13 protein-coding genes, 1 pseudogene and 1 riboswitch are annotated in these 14,050 nt (G+C 71.9%); of the genes and pseudogenes, 5 read left to right on the top strand and 9 right to left on the bottom strand.

Annotated elements, in window-relative coordinates:
• Positions 1 to 139 precede the first annotated feature (139 nt).
• Together PLL68_RS03745 and PLL68_RS03740 are read right to left on the bottom strand one after the other, a co-directional pair.
• A complete protein-coding gene (locus PLL68_RS03745) occupies positions 140 to 370 on the bottom strand; it encodes a hypothetical protein (RefSeq protein ID WP_324531769.1) in 231 nt (76 codons plus the stop codon).
• Positions 360 to 1,019: pseudogene (locus tag PLL68_RS03740) on the bottom strand (S8 family serine peptidase); the annotation flags it as partial. The pseudogene PLL68_RS03740 and the gene PLL68_RS03745, both read right to left, overlap by 11 nt.
• 393 nt (positions 1,020 to 1,412) lie before the next feature.
• Between PLL68_RS03740 and PLL68_RS03735 the strand changes: the two are divergent.
• The 3 genes from PLL68_RS03735 to PLL68_RS03720 all read left to right on the top strand — a co-directional run bounded on the left by PLL68_RS03735 (position 1,413) and on the right by PLL68_RS03720 (position 3,141).
• Positions 1,413 to 1,652, top strand: coding sequence for a hypothetical protein (locus PLL68_RS03735; protein WP_324531768.1), 240 nt, complete (start codon positions 1,413 to 1,415; stop codon positions 1,650 to 1,652).
• Entirely contained in the window at positions 1,607 to 2,227 is a 621-nt protein-coding gene (locus PLL68_RS03730) for a lysophospholipid acyltransferase family protein (protein ID WP_324531767.1), read from the top strand. Before PLL68_RS03735 ends, PLL68_RS03730 begins: the two co-directional genes overlap by 46 nt.
• Before the next feature lie 170 nt (positions 2,228 to 2,397).
• Complete coding sequence (locus PLL68_RS03720) at positions 2,398 to 3,141, top strand: cobalt-precorrin-6A reductase (protein ID WP_324531766.1); 744 nt, start codon at positions 2,398 to 2,400, stop codon at positions 3,139 to 3,141.
• On the opposite strand, the gene cbiB is transcribed toward PLL68_RS03720, so the two are convergent.
• The 7 genes from cbiB to PLL68_RS03685 are packed head-to-tail and all read right to left on the bottom strand — an operon-like array spanning position 3,110 to position 11,779.
• Positions 3,110 to 4,093, bottom strand: coding sequence for an adenosylcobinamide-phosphate synthase CbiB (cbiB, locus tag PLL68_RS03715; protein ID WP_324531765.1), 984 nt, complete (start codon positions 4,091 to 4,093; stop codon positions 3,110 to 3,112). The two genes, PLL68_RS03720 and cbiB, sit on opposite strands and share 32 nt — an antisense overlap.
• A complete protein-coding gene (locus PLL68_RS03710; RefSeq protein WP_324531764.1) occupies positions 4,090 to 4,620 on the bottom strand; it encodes a bifunctional adenosylcobinamide kinase/adenosylcobinamide-phosphate guanylyltransferase in 531 nt (176 codons plus the stop codon). Before PLL68_RS03710 ends, cbiB begins: the two co-directional genes overlap by 4 nt.
• A complete protein-coding gene (locus tag PLL68_RS03705; protein ID WP_324531763.1) occupies positions 4,617 to 5,396 on the bottom strand; it encodes an adenosylcobinamide-GDP ribazoletransferase in 780 nt (259 codons plus the stop codon). The genes PLL68_RS03710 and PLL68_RS03705 overlap by 4 nt, the downstream gene beginning before the upstream one ends.
• 14 nt (positions 5,397 to 5,410) lie before the next feature.
• Positions 5,411 to 6,436 (bottom strand): uroporphyrinogen-III C-methyltransferase, encoded by a 1,026-nt coding sequence (gene cobA / locus PLL68_RS03700; protein ID WP_324531761.1) that lies wholly within the window; start codon positions 6,434 to 6,436, stop codon positions 5,411 to 5,413.
• The gene (gene cobBC / locus PLL68_RS03695; protein ID WP_324531759.1) at positions 6,433 to 9,042 is read right to left on the bottom strand and encodes a bifunctional hydrogenobyrinic acid a,c-diamide synthase/histidinol phosphate aminotransferase CobBC; all 2,610 of its coding nucleotides are present in this window, start codon (positions 9,040 to 9,042) and stop codon (positions 6,433 to 6,435) included. Before cobBC ends, cobA begins: the two co-directional genes overlap by 4 nt.
• Positions 9,039 to 9,653 carry a cob(I)yrinic acid a,c-diamide adenosyltransferase gene (cobO, locus tag PLL68_RS03690; RefSeq protein ID WP_324531757.1) on the bottom strand — a complete coding sequence of 205 codons (615 nt, stop codon included), beginning with the start codon at positions 9,651 to 9,653 and terminating at the stop codon, positions 9,039 to 9,041. Before cobO ends, cobBC begins: the two co-directional genes overlap by 4 nt.
• Positions 9,653 to 11,779, bottom strand: coding sequence for a VWA domain-containing protein (locus PLL68_RS03685; RefSeq protein ID WP_324531755.1), 2,127 nt, complete (start codon positions 11,777 to 11,779; stop codon positions 9,653 to 9,655). Before PLL68_RS03685 ends, cobO begins: the two co-directional genes overlap by 1 nt.
• A 57-nt stretch (positions 11,780 to 11,836) precedes the next feature.
• Positions 11,837 to 11,961, bottom strand: a riboswitch (cobalamin riboswitch).
• A gap of 61 nt (positions 11,962 to 12,022) precedes the next feature.
• Here PLL68_RS03685 and cbiE point away from each other — a divergent pair.
• Both cbiE and PLL68_RS03675 read left to right on the top strand, forming a co-directional pair.
• Entirely contained in the window at positions 12,023 to 13,276 is a 1,254-nt protein-coding gene (gene cbiE / locus PLL68_RS03680) for a precorrin-6y C5,15-methyltransferase (decarboxylating) subunit CbiE (RefSeq protein ID WP_324531753.1), read from the top strand.
• On the top strand, positions 13,273 to 14,049 hold the full coding sequence (locus PLL68_RS03675) for a cobalt-precorrin-4/precorrin-4 C(11)-methyltransferase (protein ID WP_324531751.1): 777 nt from the start codon (positions 13,273 to 13,275) through the stop codon (positions 14,047 to 14,049). The genes cbiE and PLL68_RS03675 overlap by 4 nt, the downstream gene beginning before the upstream one ends.
• Position 14,050 lies beyond the last annotated feature (1 nt).

Genomic DNA, 14,050 nt, shown 5'->3' with positions numbered 1-14,050 from the left:
TCCACGTAGAGGATGGGCAGCTTCTCGCGGGCCGCGTCGAGCTCGTCGCGGCTCAGCCAGGCGGCATCGCGGTTCAGGTCGAGGTTGCTCATGCGCCCGATCGTGCCACGTCCGGGGACGGTGGAACGGTCGGGGTGTGCTACTCGGGTGGAGGGGACGCGGCGAAGGTCACCGGCTCCTCGAAGGCGGCCGGGCGCGCCGCCCGCCGCAGCGACCGGAGTACGGCTCGACCGGTGATGAGCACGAGGACCGCGGTGGTGATGGCGCGCCCGATGTCCCAGCCCAAGCTGGTGGCGAGGGTGAACAGGATGAACCGGTGGAGGTTCTCGAGCACGGGTGCCCCGGCGACGAACGACAGCTCACCGCTCATCCCGGTCGTGAACGATCAGAACGACAGGTTCAGCAGGAGCCCGTAGGCCAGGCCGGCGAGCGTCCCGTAAGCGGCCAGCATCGCGATCTCGGCCCGTCCGCGCAGCGGCGGCAGCAGGCCCGCACCCCAAGCCCACGAGCGGGGCGTCGGTGCCGTGGGCCAGCCCCGACTCGGCGAGACGATGAGCGGCCAGCAGAACGCGGCGAGCCCGGCGATGGAGACCAGGGCGATGGACGCCGCCCACCGAGATGTCATAGGCGAGGGTCATCGGTTCATAGGGCTGGATCAGGCCCCAGCCGGCCTTGTCGTCACGCGCATCCCGCTTGGCCCGCGAGGCCGTGACCTCGAGGCGGTGGGTGATCTGGGCAGCGCTCTCCTGGGGGAAGCGCTGGCGCAGCAGGGCCGCGGCCGCGGAGACGTAGCCGGTCGCAAAACTCGAAGACTGGCCCTGGGTGCCATAGACGCAGTCGCCCCAGTCGCGGAAGGCCGTGACCACCGAATAGCCGGGTGCGGCCAGCGAGACGTGCTCACCGTGGATGGAGTCCTCCGTCACGACATCCTTGGCGTCCGTCGCGGCGACCCCGATCACCCCCGGGTATGCCGCGGGGAAGCGAGCGCCGTCGGCCGTCTCCGAGGCGGTGGCCCGGTTGCCGGCGGAGGCCGGCGACGACGGCGACGACGGCGACGACCACGCCGGCGCCGGTGGCGAGGGTCCAACTGCGGTCGGCGGCCAAGGTGGTCAGGGCGGGGGAGTGGTCCTTGACGAAGCGCGTCACGCCCTCCTCGCACTTCTCTCGAGCGATGTACGAGCAGGTCAGCCAGTCGCGTCAAGGGCTCGGCGCAGCCGCCCGGCCGTGGCCGGCTCGTCTCCCGCGAGTTGGGCGAGCAGGTCGTGCAGTTGGCCTGGCTGCCCAGCCAGCACCCCTGATCGGAGCGCTCAGCGGCGCCTCGCGCGCTGCCCGGACCTCACCCTGAGGCGAGGCTGGGCACCCGTGGGACGGCGCGGCATACCGGCAACCTACGGCCCCGTAGGGTGAGCGTCATGGAGTTTCCCTACACCCCCGTCATTGGGCTGGCCCGCACGGTCTTCTTCCTGCAGGGCCTGCGTTTCACGATCGTCGGTGAGGAGAACGTCCCGACCGTGGGTGGTGCCGTCATGGCGATCAACCACACCGGTTACTTCGATTTCACGTATGCCGGGTGGGCCCCAGGCGCAGCCGTCGCCTCGTGCGGTTCATGGCCAAGAAGTCGGTCTTCGGCCACAAGGGGACCGGCCCGCTGATGCGGGGCATGAAGCACATCCCCGTCGACCGGCACGCGGGCGTGGCGTCCTTCGAGCAAGCGCTGGCCGCTGTCCGCGGCGGCGAGATCGTGGGCGTGTTCCCGGAGGCGACGATGTCGCGGTCCTTCGAGCTCAAGCCCTTCAAGACCGGCGCGGCGCGGATCGCCCAGGACGGGGGAGTGCCGCTCCTGCCGACGACCGTCTGGGGCTCACAGCGGGTCTGGACCAAGGAAGCGCCCAAGAACCTCGGACGCAGCAACACCGCCATCCACGTCACGGTCGGCGCCCCGATCCATGTCGCCCCCGATGATGACCCGGCCGAGGTGACCGAGGTCCTGCGGGAGCGGATGTCCGAGCAGCTCCTGGCCCAGCAGGAGGCCTATCCGCAGCTGACCGGCACCGACCTGCGCTATCTCCCCGCGCGCCTGGGCGGCACCGCCCCGACGCCGGAGGAGGCCGCCTCCCGCGACCACCACGACATGACGCGCACGGTCGACAAGTTCAACCGCGGCAGGTCGAGGGCGTCCTGCTGCGGTCGTGGTGCAGGACGCGGCCCGAGACGAGCTCGCGCATGATCCGCCCGTCGTCACTGACCCGCAGCAGCAGGCCGATCGCCGTCACCTGTCCGCGGTCGTCGACCCGCACGGGGACGAGGTCGACATAGACGGTCCAGTTCGAGGGGCATGGGCCGATTCTGCCAAGGGCGGCGCCCGGGCGGTCGGTCAGGGCGCGTTAGCATCGCCGAATGCGGGTTCTGGTGCTGGGCGGCACGGCTGAGGCACGTGCCCTGGCCGTGGCGTTGGAGAGCGCCGGGGTCGACTTCGTGTCCTCGCTCGCCGGCCGCGTCGCCCATCCGCGGATGCCGGTGGGCTCGGTCCGCGTCGGTGGCTTCGGCGGCGTCGATGGCCTGGTCGGGACCCTGCGCTCGGATGGCTTCACCCATCTGATCGACGCGACCCACCCGTTCGCGTCGACGATGACGGCTCATGCCGTGCAGGCGTGCGCCCGCACCGGTCTGCCGATGACACGCCTGGCCCGGCCCGGCTGGGCAGATCGACCGGACTCCGACACGTGGACCTGGGTCCCCGACCTCGATGCAGCGCGTGTGGCCGCGGAAGCGCTGGGCAGCAGGCCCTTCCTCTCCAGCGGGCGTCAGACGCTGCCCCATTTCGCCGGCTGGTCCGACCGAGATGTGCTCGTCCGGGTGGTCGAACCGCTGGCTGAGCCTGCACCCCCACGGTGGACGGTTGTCCTGGACCGCGGGCCCTACTCGGTGGGTGGGGAACGGGACCTGATGCGCCGTCATCGGGTCGACGTCCTGGTCACCAAGGACTCCGGCGGTGGCTACACCAGCGCCAAACTCGACGCTGCCGCCGAGCTCGACGTCCCGGTCGTCGTGGTGTCCCGACCGGCACCACCCACTGGTCTGGTGACGACTGCTGACGTGGCGGGCTGCGTCACCTGGCTCGGCGTGCGCGCCGGCGGCTGACGACACGGCGAGCGGCCGCACTACGAGCGGCGACGATGACGCCGAGTGCGATCAGCCCGATGCGCCGCTCGAGTCGCACTGCCGATCCCAGGTCGTCGACGGTGACAGCGGGACCGTCGCCGAGGCGGCCGCGGTCCTCGACGACACCGGCGTAGCTGTTGGAGCCCCCGAGCGAGACACCCAGCGCCGCCGCAAAGGCAGCCTCGACCGGTCCGGCATTCAGACTCGGGTGGGCGGGCGCGTCCCGGGCGACGGTCATCAGCACCCGGCGGACACCGGCCACGGAGCCGGTGGCTGCGGCGGTGCTCAGCACGGTGAGTCGGGCCGGGATCCAGTTGGCCACGTCGTCGAGTCTGGCTGCGGCCCAACCGAACTCGCGATAGCGCGGGGAGCGGTGACCGATCATCGCATCGAGCGTGTTGATGGCGCGATAAGCCACGAGGCCGGGCACTCCCGCCACCGCGCCCCACCACAGCGGCGCCACCAGCGCATCGGCGCCGTTCTCCGCGACCGACTCGACGGTGGCCCGGGCGACCTCGTCAGCCGAGAGGCGCGAGGGGTCGCGACCCACGAGGTTGCGCACCTGTCGTCGCGCAGCGTCGAGGTCTCCGGCGGCGAGCTGTCGCTGGATCGTGAGTGCCTCACGTTCGAGTGAGCGGCCGCCCAGCACGGCCCAGGTGGCGACAGCAGTGATCGCGACGCGACCGACGTCGCGACCCATGCCGGGATCGCCGACTCGCCCGGCCAGATGATCGGCCAGCATCCCGGCAGCGGTAGCCCCACCGACGAGAGCGCCGACGTGCACCACACCTCGGACGCGGCTCGGGGCATGGGTGTGCGCCTCGAGCGCCATCGCGATCCGCCCGAATCCGGCGACCGGGTGGAAGTGGCGCGGGTCGCCGAGCAGGCGATCCGCGGCATACCCGAGGAGGAGTCCGGTGGCGACCCTCACGAGGAGTCCTTGACCACGAGCACCTGCCCGGCCACGACCAGCCACACGCGATCGCTGACGCCGGCGATGGCCTGGTTGAGCCGACCCAGTTCGTCGGCATAGATCCGGGCCGAACGGTGCTCGGCGATCCCGCCGAAGCCGACCTCGTCGGTCACCGCGACCAGGTCGTGCGAGCAGGTCGACCAGGTCGACACCAGTGCGGACACCTCGTCGTCGAGGCGCCCGCGCCACTGGGCCACCGGCTGATCCCAGGCATCCAACCTGTCGAGCAGCGCGACCAACCAGGCGCCCAGACTGTCGACCAGGGCCGGCCCGTTGAGGGCGGTCAGGGCGGACGGCAGATCCGTCGTCTCGACCGTCGGCCAGGAGGCGGGTCGACGGCGACGGTGCTCCTGGATCCGCGCAGCCCAATCGGTGTCCTCGGGGCGTGAGGGAGAGGTCGCGACATAGGTGGTGCCCTCACCCATGAGGTTCTCGGCGATCGCGGACTTGCCCGAGCGGATGCCCCCGGTGATCAGTGTCCTCATGCTGTGGCTCCGATCGTGAGCGCCACGAGCAGGGCAGCTGCCCCGACCTCGATCGATGCCCCGAGCACGTCTCCGTTGATCCCCCCGAAGACCCGCACGGCACTGCGGAGCAGCCACGCCACGGCGACGAGGAGGGCCGCCATCGCGGCGACCCCCTGCCACCACTGCAATCCGGCCACCACGGTGGCTCCGGTCAGCGCAGCGCCCGTCACCACGACGGCCAGGCCACCGACCACGCCCGGCACCGTGCCAGCCACGACGGCACCCAAGGAGGAGCCCGACGCGGTCGGGAGCCCACGCAGGCACCCGAGGGTTGCGGCCACTCTGGACGCCACGACGGCGACACCGACGAGCAACCAGCCATGAGCGAGCGACAACAGCGCTGTGGCAGAAGCGATCTGGAGCAGGACCACCACGACCAGGGCCATCACACCCATCGGGCCGACATCGCCGGTGCGCAGGACGCGCAGGGCGCGCTCACGGTCCCAGCCCGCGCCGATGCCGTCAGCGGTGTCCGCCAGCCCGTCGAGGTGCATGGCGCGCGTGGCCAGGGCCAGCGCCCCGACCGACAGGGTCGCCGTGATCGAGGTGGGCATCGCCGCGGCCTGACCGAGCCGACCCACTGCAGCGACGAGCAGGCCGAGGGGCAGGGCCGCGATCGGTGCCAGCGCCATTGCCCACGCGCCGATGCGACGCGTGGTGGGAGGGAGTGAGCCGACAGGAATCATCGTCAGTGTCCCGACGGCCAGTCTCAGCCCCGCCCACGCAGTGCCCATCACGCGTGCCCGACTCAGACCGACGTCTGCGGCAGCAGGGCCGCCACCGCGGGGCCGATGACGGTGACCGCAGGGGCGCCGATGTCCTGCTCCGCCGCTGCACCCGGGAGCGCGGCCAGCGTTGAGCGGACCTGGCGTTGCGAGGTCATGCCGCCATCGGCGATGGAGGCAGCAGGGGTCGACGGATCCATGCCGGCACTGATCAGGCGCTCGGCGATCTCCGGCAGAGCAGCCACGCCCATGAGGACAACGATGGTCAGTCCCAGACGGGCGAGGGCATCCCAGTCGACGTCACTGCGTGCGTCGTCCGGAGCGACGTGACCGGAGACGACGACGAAGCCCTGCGTGAGGTGGCGGTGGGTGAGGGGGACGCCCGCCAGGCCGGGGACGGCGATGGAGGAGGAGACGCCCGGGATGACCGTGACGGGCAGGCCGGCTTCGACGCAGGCATTCCACTCCTCGCCGCCGCGGCCGAAGACGAAGTTGTCGCCACCCTTGAGGCGCACGACGGTCTTTCCGGCGAGTGCCCGGTCGACGAGGATCTGGTTGATCTGCTCCTGGGGCGTGAATTCACCTCGCGGGATCTTGCCGACGTGGACGACCTCGGCGTCGGGGCGTGCCTGCTCCAGCGCGGCCAAGGGGGCCAACCGGTCGCACACCAACACGTCGGCGCTCCGGATCGCGTCGAGCCCGGCGAGCGTGAGCAGGCCGAGAGGGCCCGGTCCGCCCCCGACGAGGACGACGTGGCCGGAGGTGGTGGCAGGGGACGGGGACGAGGGGGAGAGCTCGACCCCCTGCTCGCGCAGCGGGTCGCGCAGGACGACGTCGTAGGCGGAGAGGTCGAGGTCCGCGTCCGTGCGCAGTGCGATGAGGTGCCGACCAGCCAGGTCCCGGAGACGTGCATCCGGTGCGGCACAACGCACATCGACACGTGCCCCTTGATCGAGCAGGGCCTGCACCGTCTCGGACGCGCGCGGGCCCGGCTCCAGCACCAGGACGCGCGGCGTCGTGCCGTCGGGCAGGGGGAGGCGCAGGGTCATGCGGAGAGCTCTCTGTCTGCCTGAGCGGTTGGGACGGGGGCGCGCTGGGGCGCACTCGTCGACGCTGGCGCCGCCCGCTCCACAGAACGCTCGGAGCCACCGGGAGCAGTGTCGCCGAGGAGGGACTGCAACTCACGCAGGAGTCCGTCGGTCGTGTGCGGGTCGCGGACGGCCAGACGCACCCAGTCGTGGTCGAGCCCGGGGAAGCTGTCGCCGCGCCGCACGGCATACCCACGCTCACGCAGGGACCCATGGACGCCGGGACCGACCCGGACGAGCACGAAGGGCGCGGCGCCGGGCACGGGGGCGAGCCCCAGCGACTGCAACCCGCGGACGAGGTGATGCCGCCAGGTCGCCGCTTCACGGGCCAGCTCGGCTTCCTCTGCGCGGGCGGCGGGGGCGCAGACGGCGACGCTCGCGCGGGCCGCCAGCGAGGATACGGACCAGTGGGGTTGCTGCTCGGCGAGGAGTCGGAGGAGTGAGGGGTCGCCGACCACATAGCCCGCGCGCAGGCCGGCCAGCCCCCACGTCTTCGTCAGCGAGCGAACGACGATGACACCGTCCAGGTCCGCAGAGATCAGTGAATCGGCCCCTCCCACAATGGCATCCATGAATGCCTCGTCGATCACGAGGACCCGTCCGGGCGCGCGCAACGCTTCCAGGGTCGACCGGGGGTGGAGCACGCCCGTCGGATTGGTCGGATTCCCGATGATCACCAGGTCGGCGTCGGCCGGGATTCGATCGGGGTGCAGGACGAAGCCCTCGCGCTCGCTCAGGACGTGCTGGTCCGGCACCCGTCCGGCACGGCGCAGCGCGGACTCGGGCTCGGTGAACTGGGGGTGCACGACGAGGGGTCGCCGACCGGGGATGGCACGGGCGATCAGCGTGAAGGCCTCGGCGCCGCCGCTGGTGGGGAGGACCATGTCCTCAGGCACGGCGTGGCGTCGGGCCAGGGCCGTCCGGGCTGGGTCGACGACGGGGTATGCCGCGAGGTCGCCGATGCCGTCCCGCAGCGTCGTGGCGAGCCAGGCCGGGGGTGTGGGGACACGGACGTTCACCGCGAAGTCGACCAGCCCCGGGCCGACCTCGGCGTCGCCGTGGTGGTCCAGTCCAGCCGAGGGTGTCGGGTCGGTCGTCGTGGGGAGCGCGGGCGCTCGCTCGACCCGGGGGAGGACCGTGGACGCGGCGCCGAGAACCGGCGGCTGTGCGGCATACGACTGCACTGCGGCGGCGAAAGCGGCTGGGACGGACGGGTTCCCGGCCCAATGGGTGTGCAGATAGGAGGCGTGCAACGTCGCGCGCCCGGTGCTGGCTGGATCGAGGGTGAAGCCCTCGACGCCCTCCTCGTGCTCCCAGGCAGCGGTGGTGCCGGCCCCCGGCGACGTGCGGGTCCGGTGGAATTCGTGACCGCGCGACGTCGTTCCGGCCGGCCCGAGGATGCTGTCGACGGTCGTGCGAGCCGAGCGGTACTGCAGGGTCAGGCGAGGGTGCATCGCTGCCTGCGCGGGAACTGCCCCGACGAAGTCGTGCCCGTCGAGGGTCTCGCAGAGATAGATCAGGCCGGCGCACTCGGCGACGGTCGGCATGCCGGAGGCGATCGCGTCCCGGACCGCACCAGTGAGGGCCGTGTTGCGGGAGAGGGCCGGAGCGTGGGCCTCAGGGAAGCCGCCGCCGAGGTAGAGCCCGCTGGTCCCGGGCGGGAGCGAGGTGTCGAGCGCCGGGTCGAAGAGAACCGGCTCGCAGCCGTTGGCCCGCAGGAGTTCGTCGGTCTCGGCATAACGGAAGGTGAAGGAGCGACCGCCGGCCACGGCGACGACCGGGCGGGTGGTGGCACTGTCGTGGGTGGCGACCCCCTCCGCACGGCGCGACGGCGGTGACCACGGGGTGGCGCTCAGGTCGGGCGCGCATCCGGCGAGGTGAAGGAGCAGGTCGAGGTCGATCAACTCGGCGGTCTGCTCGGCCAGGCGGTCGAGCGCGCTGACGGCGTCGGTGCGCTCCGCGGCCGGGATCAAGCCGAGGTGACGGGAGGGGGCGCTCACGCCCGCGTCGCGCGGAAGGACCCCCAGCACCGGCAGGCCGATGGCCTCGACGCTGCTGCGGACTTCGTGCGCGTGGCGCACCGATCCCGCCTTGTTGAGGATGACACCGACGACGTCGACACCGGGGTCGAAGGTGCGCAGACCGTGGAGCGTCGCCGCGATCGTGCGCGCGGCGGAGGAGATGTCCGCGACGAGGATCACCGGGCTGCGGGTGAGGGTGGCCAAGTGGGCCGTCGACGCGAAGCCGCCGGTGCCGATCCGGCCGTCGAAGAGCCCCATGACGCCTTCGATGACCGCCACGTCGGCGGGGTCGGGCGTCCGGGCGCCGTGGAGGAGCAGGGGAACGATGAGTTCCTCGGAGGTCAGCCAGGGATCGAGGTTGCGACCGGGGCGGCCGGTGGCGAGCGCGTGATAGCCGGGGTCGATGTAGTCCGGGCCGACCTTGGCCGGCGCGACAGCGTGCCCAGCCCGGCTCAGGGCAGCCATGATCCCGACGGCGATCGTGGTCTTGCCCTGACCCGACGCAGGTGCCGCGATGACGACCCGGGGCAGGGGGGTCGGTCTCACCACTCGATGCCCTTCTGGCCCTTCTGGCCCTTGTCGAACGGGTGGGCGATCTTGGTCATCTCGGTGGCGACGTCCGCGATCTCGAGGAGGCGGGGGTGTGGATCGCGGCCGGTGATGACCACGTGCTGGTAGCCGGGGCGGTCGGTCAGGGAGTCGACGACGTCGTCGATGTCGAGCCAACCCCACTTGAGCAGGTAGGTGAACTCGTCGAGGACATAGAGGGTGTGGGTCTCGTCGGCGAGGCGACGCTTGATCTCGGCCCAGCCCTCACGGGCGGCCTCGGCATGGTCCTCCTCGGTGCCGGCCTTGCGTGACCACGACCAGCCCGAGCCCATCTTGTGCCACTCGATCGGGCCGCCCTGGCCGGTGCTGCGGTGCACGTCGTCGAGAGCAGCCAGCGCTGCCTGCTCACCGATGCGCCACTTGGCCGACTTCACGAACTGGAACACGCCGATCGACCACCCCTGGTTCCAGCCGCGCAGGGCCAGGCCGAAGGCCGCCGTCGACTTCCCCTTCCCGGCGCCACCGTGGACGATGACGAGCGGACTGTTGCGGCGCTGTCGGGTGGTGAGGCCGTCCGCAGCCTGCACCGGTGTCACTCCCTTGGCCATCAGGCGGCCCTCCTGTCATTGATGAGCGCCACGAGGTGATCGGCGGCGATGTCTTCGAGGGGCACGTGCTCTGCGCCCATCCGGTCGGCGAGGTCCCTGGCCAGACCCATCCGGAAGCGGCCGGACTCGCAGTCGATCACGACGCTGTCGACGGCGACGTGCCCCCATTGGTCGGCGATGCGCTGTGCTCTGCCCAACGCATCGACGCCCGCCGTGGCGCGTCCGTCGGTGACGAGCACGAGCAGCGCCCGTCGACGTGGGTCCCTGATGCGCTCCAGCCCAAGGGTCTTCGCGGCCGTGGCGAGACCCTCGGCCAGGGGCGTGCGCCCGCCGTGGGGGAGTTCGGCCAGGCAGGCGGCGGCCGCCTCGACCGAGGAGGTCGGCGGCAACGCGAGGTCGGCACCGGTGCCTCGGAAGGTCACCAGGCCCACGCGATCGCGTCGCTGGTAGGCGTCCATGAGCAGCGACAGGACGGCCGTCTTGACCTCGGCCATCCGAGACCGGGCAGCCATCGACCCGGAGGCGTCGACGAGCAGCAGCACGAGGTTGGACTCCTTGCCCTGGGTGATCGCCGAGCGGAGGTCGCTCGCCCGGATCTCCAGTCGGCTCGTCCCGGTCGTCCCGGTCGTCCCGGTCGTCCCGGTCGTCCCGGTGGCGCGGGCGCCTCGCTCTCGGGCAGCGGCCGTGATGGTGGCGGTCAGATGGACCCGGCCCGTGCGCTCGCGGCTCGATCCGACCGTCCTGCCCCAGGTCGTGATCGCCCGGCTGCGTTTGCCGGCCGCTCCCGACCCCGTGCCCCGCACACTGAGGCGACGGATGCGGTACGGCTCGTGTGCTGCCGCCACGCCCTGGACGGGCGCCGGCAGGTCGGTCTCGGAGACCTCCTCGCCGCTCTCCGTGTCGGTGGGGTCCGGCGGTGTGCAGTCGGAGCGCTGATCGCGGGCGTCCTGCGCTCCCTCGTCGGAGTCCTGAGTCGACGGCGTCGTCATGGGGTCGCCCGAGTCGTCGTCCGCGGTGTCCGTCTCGTCGGAAGGCTCCTTCGGGCGCTCGGGCCGGTCCGGCTCGTCGGGCAGGTGAGGGTCTTCATCCTGAGGGTCCTGGGGGTCCTCCGGAGGCGGCGGCTCGTCGTCGCCGAGCAGGCGATCGAGCAGGTCCTCGTCCAGTCCCGGCGCGTCGAAGGGTGCACGCCGACGTCGGTGGGGGAGAGCGAGTTTGGCGGCGGTGCGGATGTCCTCCCGGGTGACGTCGGTGCGCCCCTCCCATGCCGCGTGGGCCACCGCAGCCCTCGCGGTCACGATGTCGGCACGCATCCCGTCGACCTCGAAGCCGGCGCAGACCGTGGCGATCTTGTCCAGCGCCCAGTCACTCAGACGCACGCGACGCAGGGCCTCCTGGGCGGACGCGATCCGGGCGGCCAAATCGGCCTGCGCCACGGCATACGAGGTCTGGAAGGCGACCGGATCCTCATCGAAGGCGAGCCGCCGACGGACCACGTCCGCACGCTGCGCTGGGTCGCGGCTGGCCTTCACCTCGACGGTCAGGCCGAAGCGGTCGAGCAACTGCGGGCGAAGCTCGCCCTCCTCCGGGTTCATGGTGCCGATCAGGACGATGCGGGCCGGGTGGGACACCGACACCCCGTCGCGCTCGACGGTGTTGCGGCCCATGGCAGCGGCGTCGAGGAGCAGGTCGACGAGATGGTCGTGCAGGAGGTTGACCTCGTCGACATAGAGCAGACCACGGTGCGCCTGGGCGAGCAGCCCCGGCTCGAAAGCCGTTTCACCGTGACCGAGGGCCTTGCTGAGGTCGAGGGAGCCGATGACGCGATCCTCGGTGGCACCCACCGGGAGTTCGACCAGGCGAGCTGGGCGGGTCGTCGATGCGGCGTCGGTGTGTGGCCCGTCGGGGCAGTCGGCGGCGGGCGACCGTGGGTCGCAGCCGAAGCGACATCCGTGGACGACCGCCTGGCGGGGCAGGATCTCGGCCAGAGCGCGCACCATCGTGGACTTCGCGGTGCCCTTCTCGCCGCGCACGAGCACGCCGCCGACCTCGGGGGAGACCGTGGTGAGGACGAGGGCGAGGGCCATCTCGTCGGCACCGACGATGGCGGCGAAGGGGTAGTTGGACACGGCGCTCCTCCTGGTGAGTGACCACGCTCACCGGCCGATTCGGCCGCCTCGGGGTCCCGGGGCGGCGTGACGCAGGAGGACGTCCTGGCTTCCGGTCTCCACGTCACGCGGCGAGCGGTCACAGTGGCGGGACCGCTCCGGAGTTGCACCGGTATTCCTCGCCCTGCGTCGCCCCGCATCCTCCCACATCGCCCACCCCGGGTCCGGCGAGGTCGATGTCTCATCGCACGTAGGCTGTCGCGCGTGATCGAGGTCGTGGGCATCGAGGATGCGGGCTGGGCGTCCGTGCCCGCCCGCGAGCAGGATCTCGTATGCCGTTCGCGGCACCTTGTCGGTGGCGCCCGACACCTGGCCCTGGTCCCCGAGATCGAGGGTCAGATCCGCACACCATGGCCCACACCGATGCGCGCCCAACTGCCAGCACTGTTCGAGCAGATCGGCACCGAGGGCGTCGTCGTGCTCGCCAGTGGTGACCCGCTGCGCTCGGGGGTCGCGAGCACCCTCATCGACCTGTTCGGCCGGGAGACGGTCCGGGTCCACCCTTCGCTGTCCTCGGAGACCCTGGCGCGGGCGCGGATGGGTTGGCCCGCCGAGGAGACGACGGTCGTGACCCTCGTCGGGCGCTCTGTCGATCGACTCCGCCGTCACCTCGACCCGCGTGCACGTCTCGTCGTCCTGTGCTCCGATGGCTCGACCCCCGCCGAGGTCGCCGCCCTTCTCGTCCAAGAGGGCTGTGGCAGTTCGCGGCTCACGGCGTGGTGGCACCTCGGAGGGCCCAAGGAGGGCAGCCGATCCGGCGCTGCACGGGACTGGGATGTCGAGCCCACTCCTGATCTGGTCGTGCTCGCCGTCGAGGTGGACGACCTCGCGGCCGCCCGCTCGTCCTCGGGCCCCGCCCCCGGACGCCCAGAGGAGGCCTTCGAGCACGACGGACAGATCACCAAGCGTGACGTGCGCGCGAGCGCCCTGGCCCATTTGCGTCCGACACCTGGGGCCACTCTCTGGGACCTCGGCGCCGGCTCGGGTGCGGTCGCGATCGAATGGGCACTGGCGGCCCGCTGCGCGCGAGCGGTGGCCCTCGAGCGCGACCCCGGTCGTGCCGCCCGGATCCGCGCCAACGCTGCACGTCTCGGGGTGCCGCGAGAGGTCGAGGTGGTCGAGGCCGACCACGGGGCCCTCTCCCCGGAAGGGGCGTCCGTCCTCGACGCGCTGCCCGACCCGGACGCGGTCTTCGTTGGCGGCGGTCTCACGAGCGAACTCGCCGACCTGGCGTGGGGTCGCCTCCGTCCGGGCGGACGTCTTGTCGCGCACGCCGTCACGCTCTCGGCCGAATCCGTCCTCGTCGCTGCCCACCAGCGCCACGGAGGCCACCTGACCAGGCTGAGTGTCGAGCACGCGACGCCGCTCGGTCCGCACCTGTCGTGGACCCCGGCCCGCGCGATCGTCCAGTGGAGCGCCCAGAAACCCGCCCCGCCCCACGAGCAAGGAATGTCATGACCGTCCATTTCATCGGGGCCGGTCCCGGTGCCGCCGACCTGCTCACCCTGCGCGCCGTCCGCCTGCTGCAGGAGAGTCCGATCTGCCTCTATGCCGGCACCTACATCGACGACGAGGTCCTCTCGCACTGCGGGCCGGAGACCGAACTCATCGACACGGCATACCTCGATCTCGACGCCATCACGGCCACCGTCGTCGCCGCCCACGACGCCGGTCATGACGTCGCCCGGCTGTGCTCGGGAGACCCGTCGATCTACTCGGCGATCGCCGAGCAGACGCGCCGTCTCGACGCCGCGGGGGTGCCCTGGGACCTCACCCCGGGCGTGCCGGCCTATGCCGCGACGGCCGCGCTCATCGGGCGTGAACTGACGGTGCCCGAGGTGGCCCAGTCGGTCGTCCTGACCCGCGCGCAGAAGGACTCGACCAAGATGCCGCCGGGGGAGACCCTGGCGGCCTTCGCCGCGACCAATGCCACCCTCGTCCTGCACCTGGCGATCCGACACACCCGGCGGCTGGCCGATGAGCTCAGTGCCCACTACGGGGCCAACTGCCCGGTCGTCGTCGGCTCGCAGGTCACCCAGCCCGAGGAACTGATCCTGCGCGGCACCCTCGCCGACATCGCCGACCAGGTCGAGGCCGCGGGCCTGACCCAGGCCGCGGTCATCATCGTCGGCTGGGCCCTGTCGGCGGAGGACTTCGTGGAGTCCCACCTGTATTCGAGCCGACCGCCTCGGCCCGCCGGGGAGGGGCGACCGGACGCCTCGCTGGTGTAGC

This window comes from Ornithinibacter sp. (assembly GCF_035443565.1).
Taxonomy (GTDB): domain Bacteria; phylum Actinomycetota; class Actinomycetes; order Actinomycetales; family Dermatophilaceae; genus Fodinibacter.
The sequence above is the reverse complement of the archived record's forward strand: the minus strand, read 5'-3'. Positions and strand labels throughout refer to the sequence as shown.

What these genes read in the sequence shown, in the direction of transcription:
- PLL68_RS03745 (WP_324531769.1), bottom strand. Translation starts at nt 370, where the DNA reads ATGAGCGGTGAGCTGTCGTTCGTCGCCGGGGCACCCGTGCTCGAGAAC.
- PLL68_RS03735 (WP_324531768.1), top strand. Translation starts at nt 1,413, where the DNA reads ATGGAGTTTCCCTACACCCCCGTCATTGGGCTGGCCCGCACGGTCTTC.
- PLL68_RS03730 (WP_324531767.1), top strand. Translation starts at nt 1,607, where the DNA reads ATGGCCAAGAAGTCGGTCTTCGGCCACAAGGGGACCGGCCCGCTGATG.
- PLL68_RS03720 (WP_324531766.1), top strand. Translation starts at nt 2,398, where the DNA reads ATGCGGGTTCTGGTGCTGGGCGGCACGGCTGAGGCACGTGCCCTGGCC.
- PLL68_RS03710 (WP_324531764.1), bottom strand. Translation starts at nt 4,620, where the DNA reads ATGAGGACACTGATCACCGGGGGCATCCGCTCGGGCAAGTCCGCGATC.
- PLL68_RS03705 (WP_324531763.1), bottom strand. Translation starts at nt 5,396, where the DNA reads ATGGGCACTGCGTGGGCGGGGCTGAGACTGGCCGTCGGGACACTGACG.
- cobA (WP_324531761.1), bottom strand. Translation starts at nt 6,436, where the DNA reads ATGACCCTGCGCCTCCCCCTGCCCGACGGCACGACGCCGCGCGTCCTG.
- cobO (WP_324531757.1), bottom strand. Translation starts at nt 9,653, where the DNA reads ATGGCCAAGGGAGTGACACCGGTGCAGGCTGCGGACGGCCTCACCACC.
- PLL68_RS03675 (WP_324531751.1), top strand. Translation starts at nt 13,273, where the DNA reads ATGACCGTCCATTTCATCGGGGCCGGTCCCGGTGCCGCCGACCTGCTC.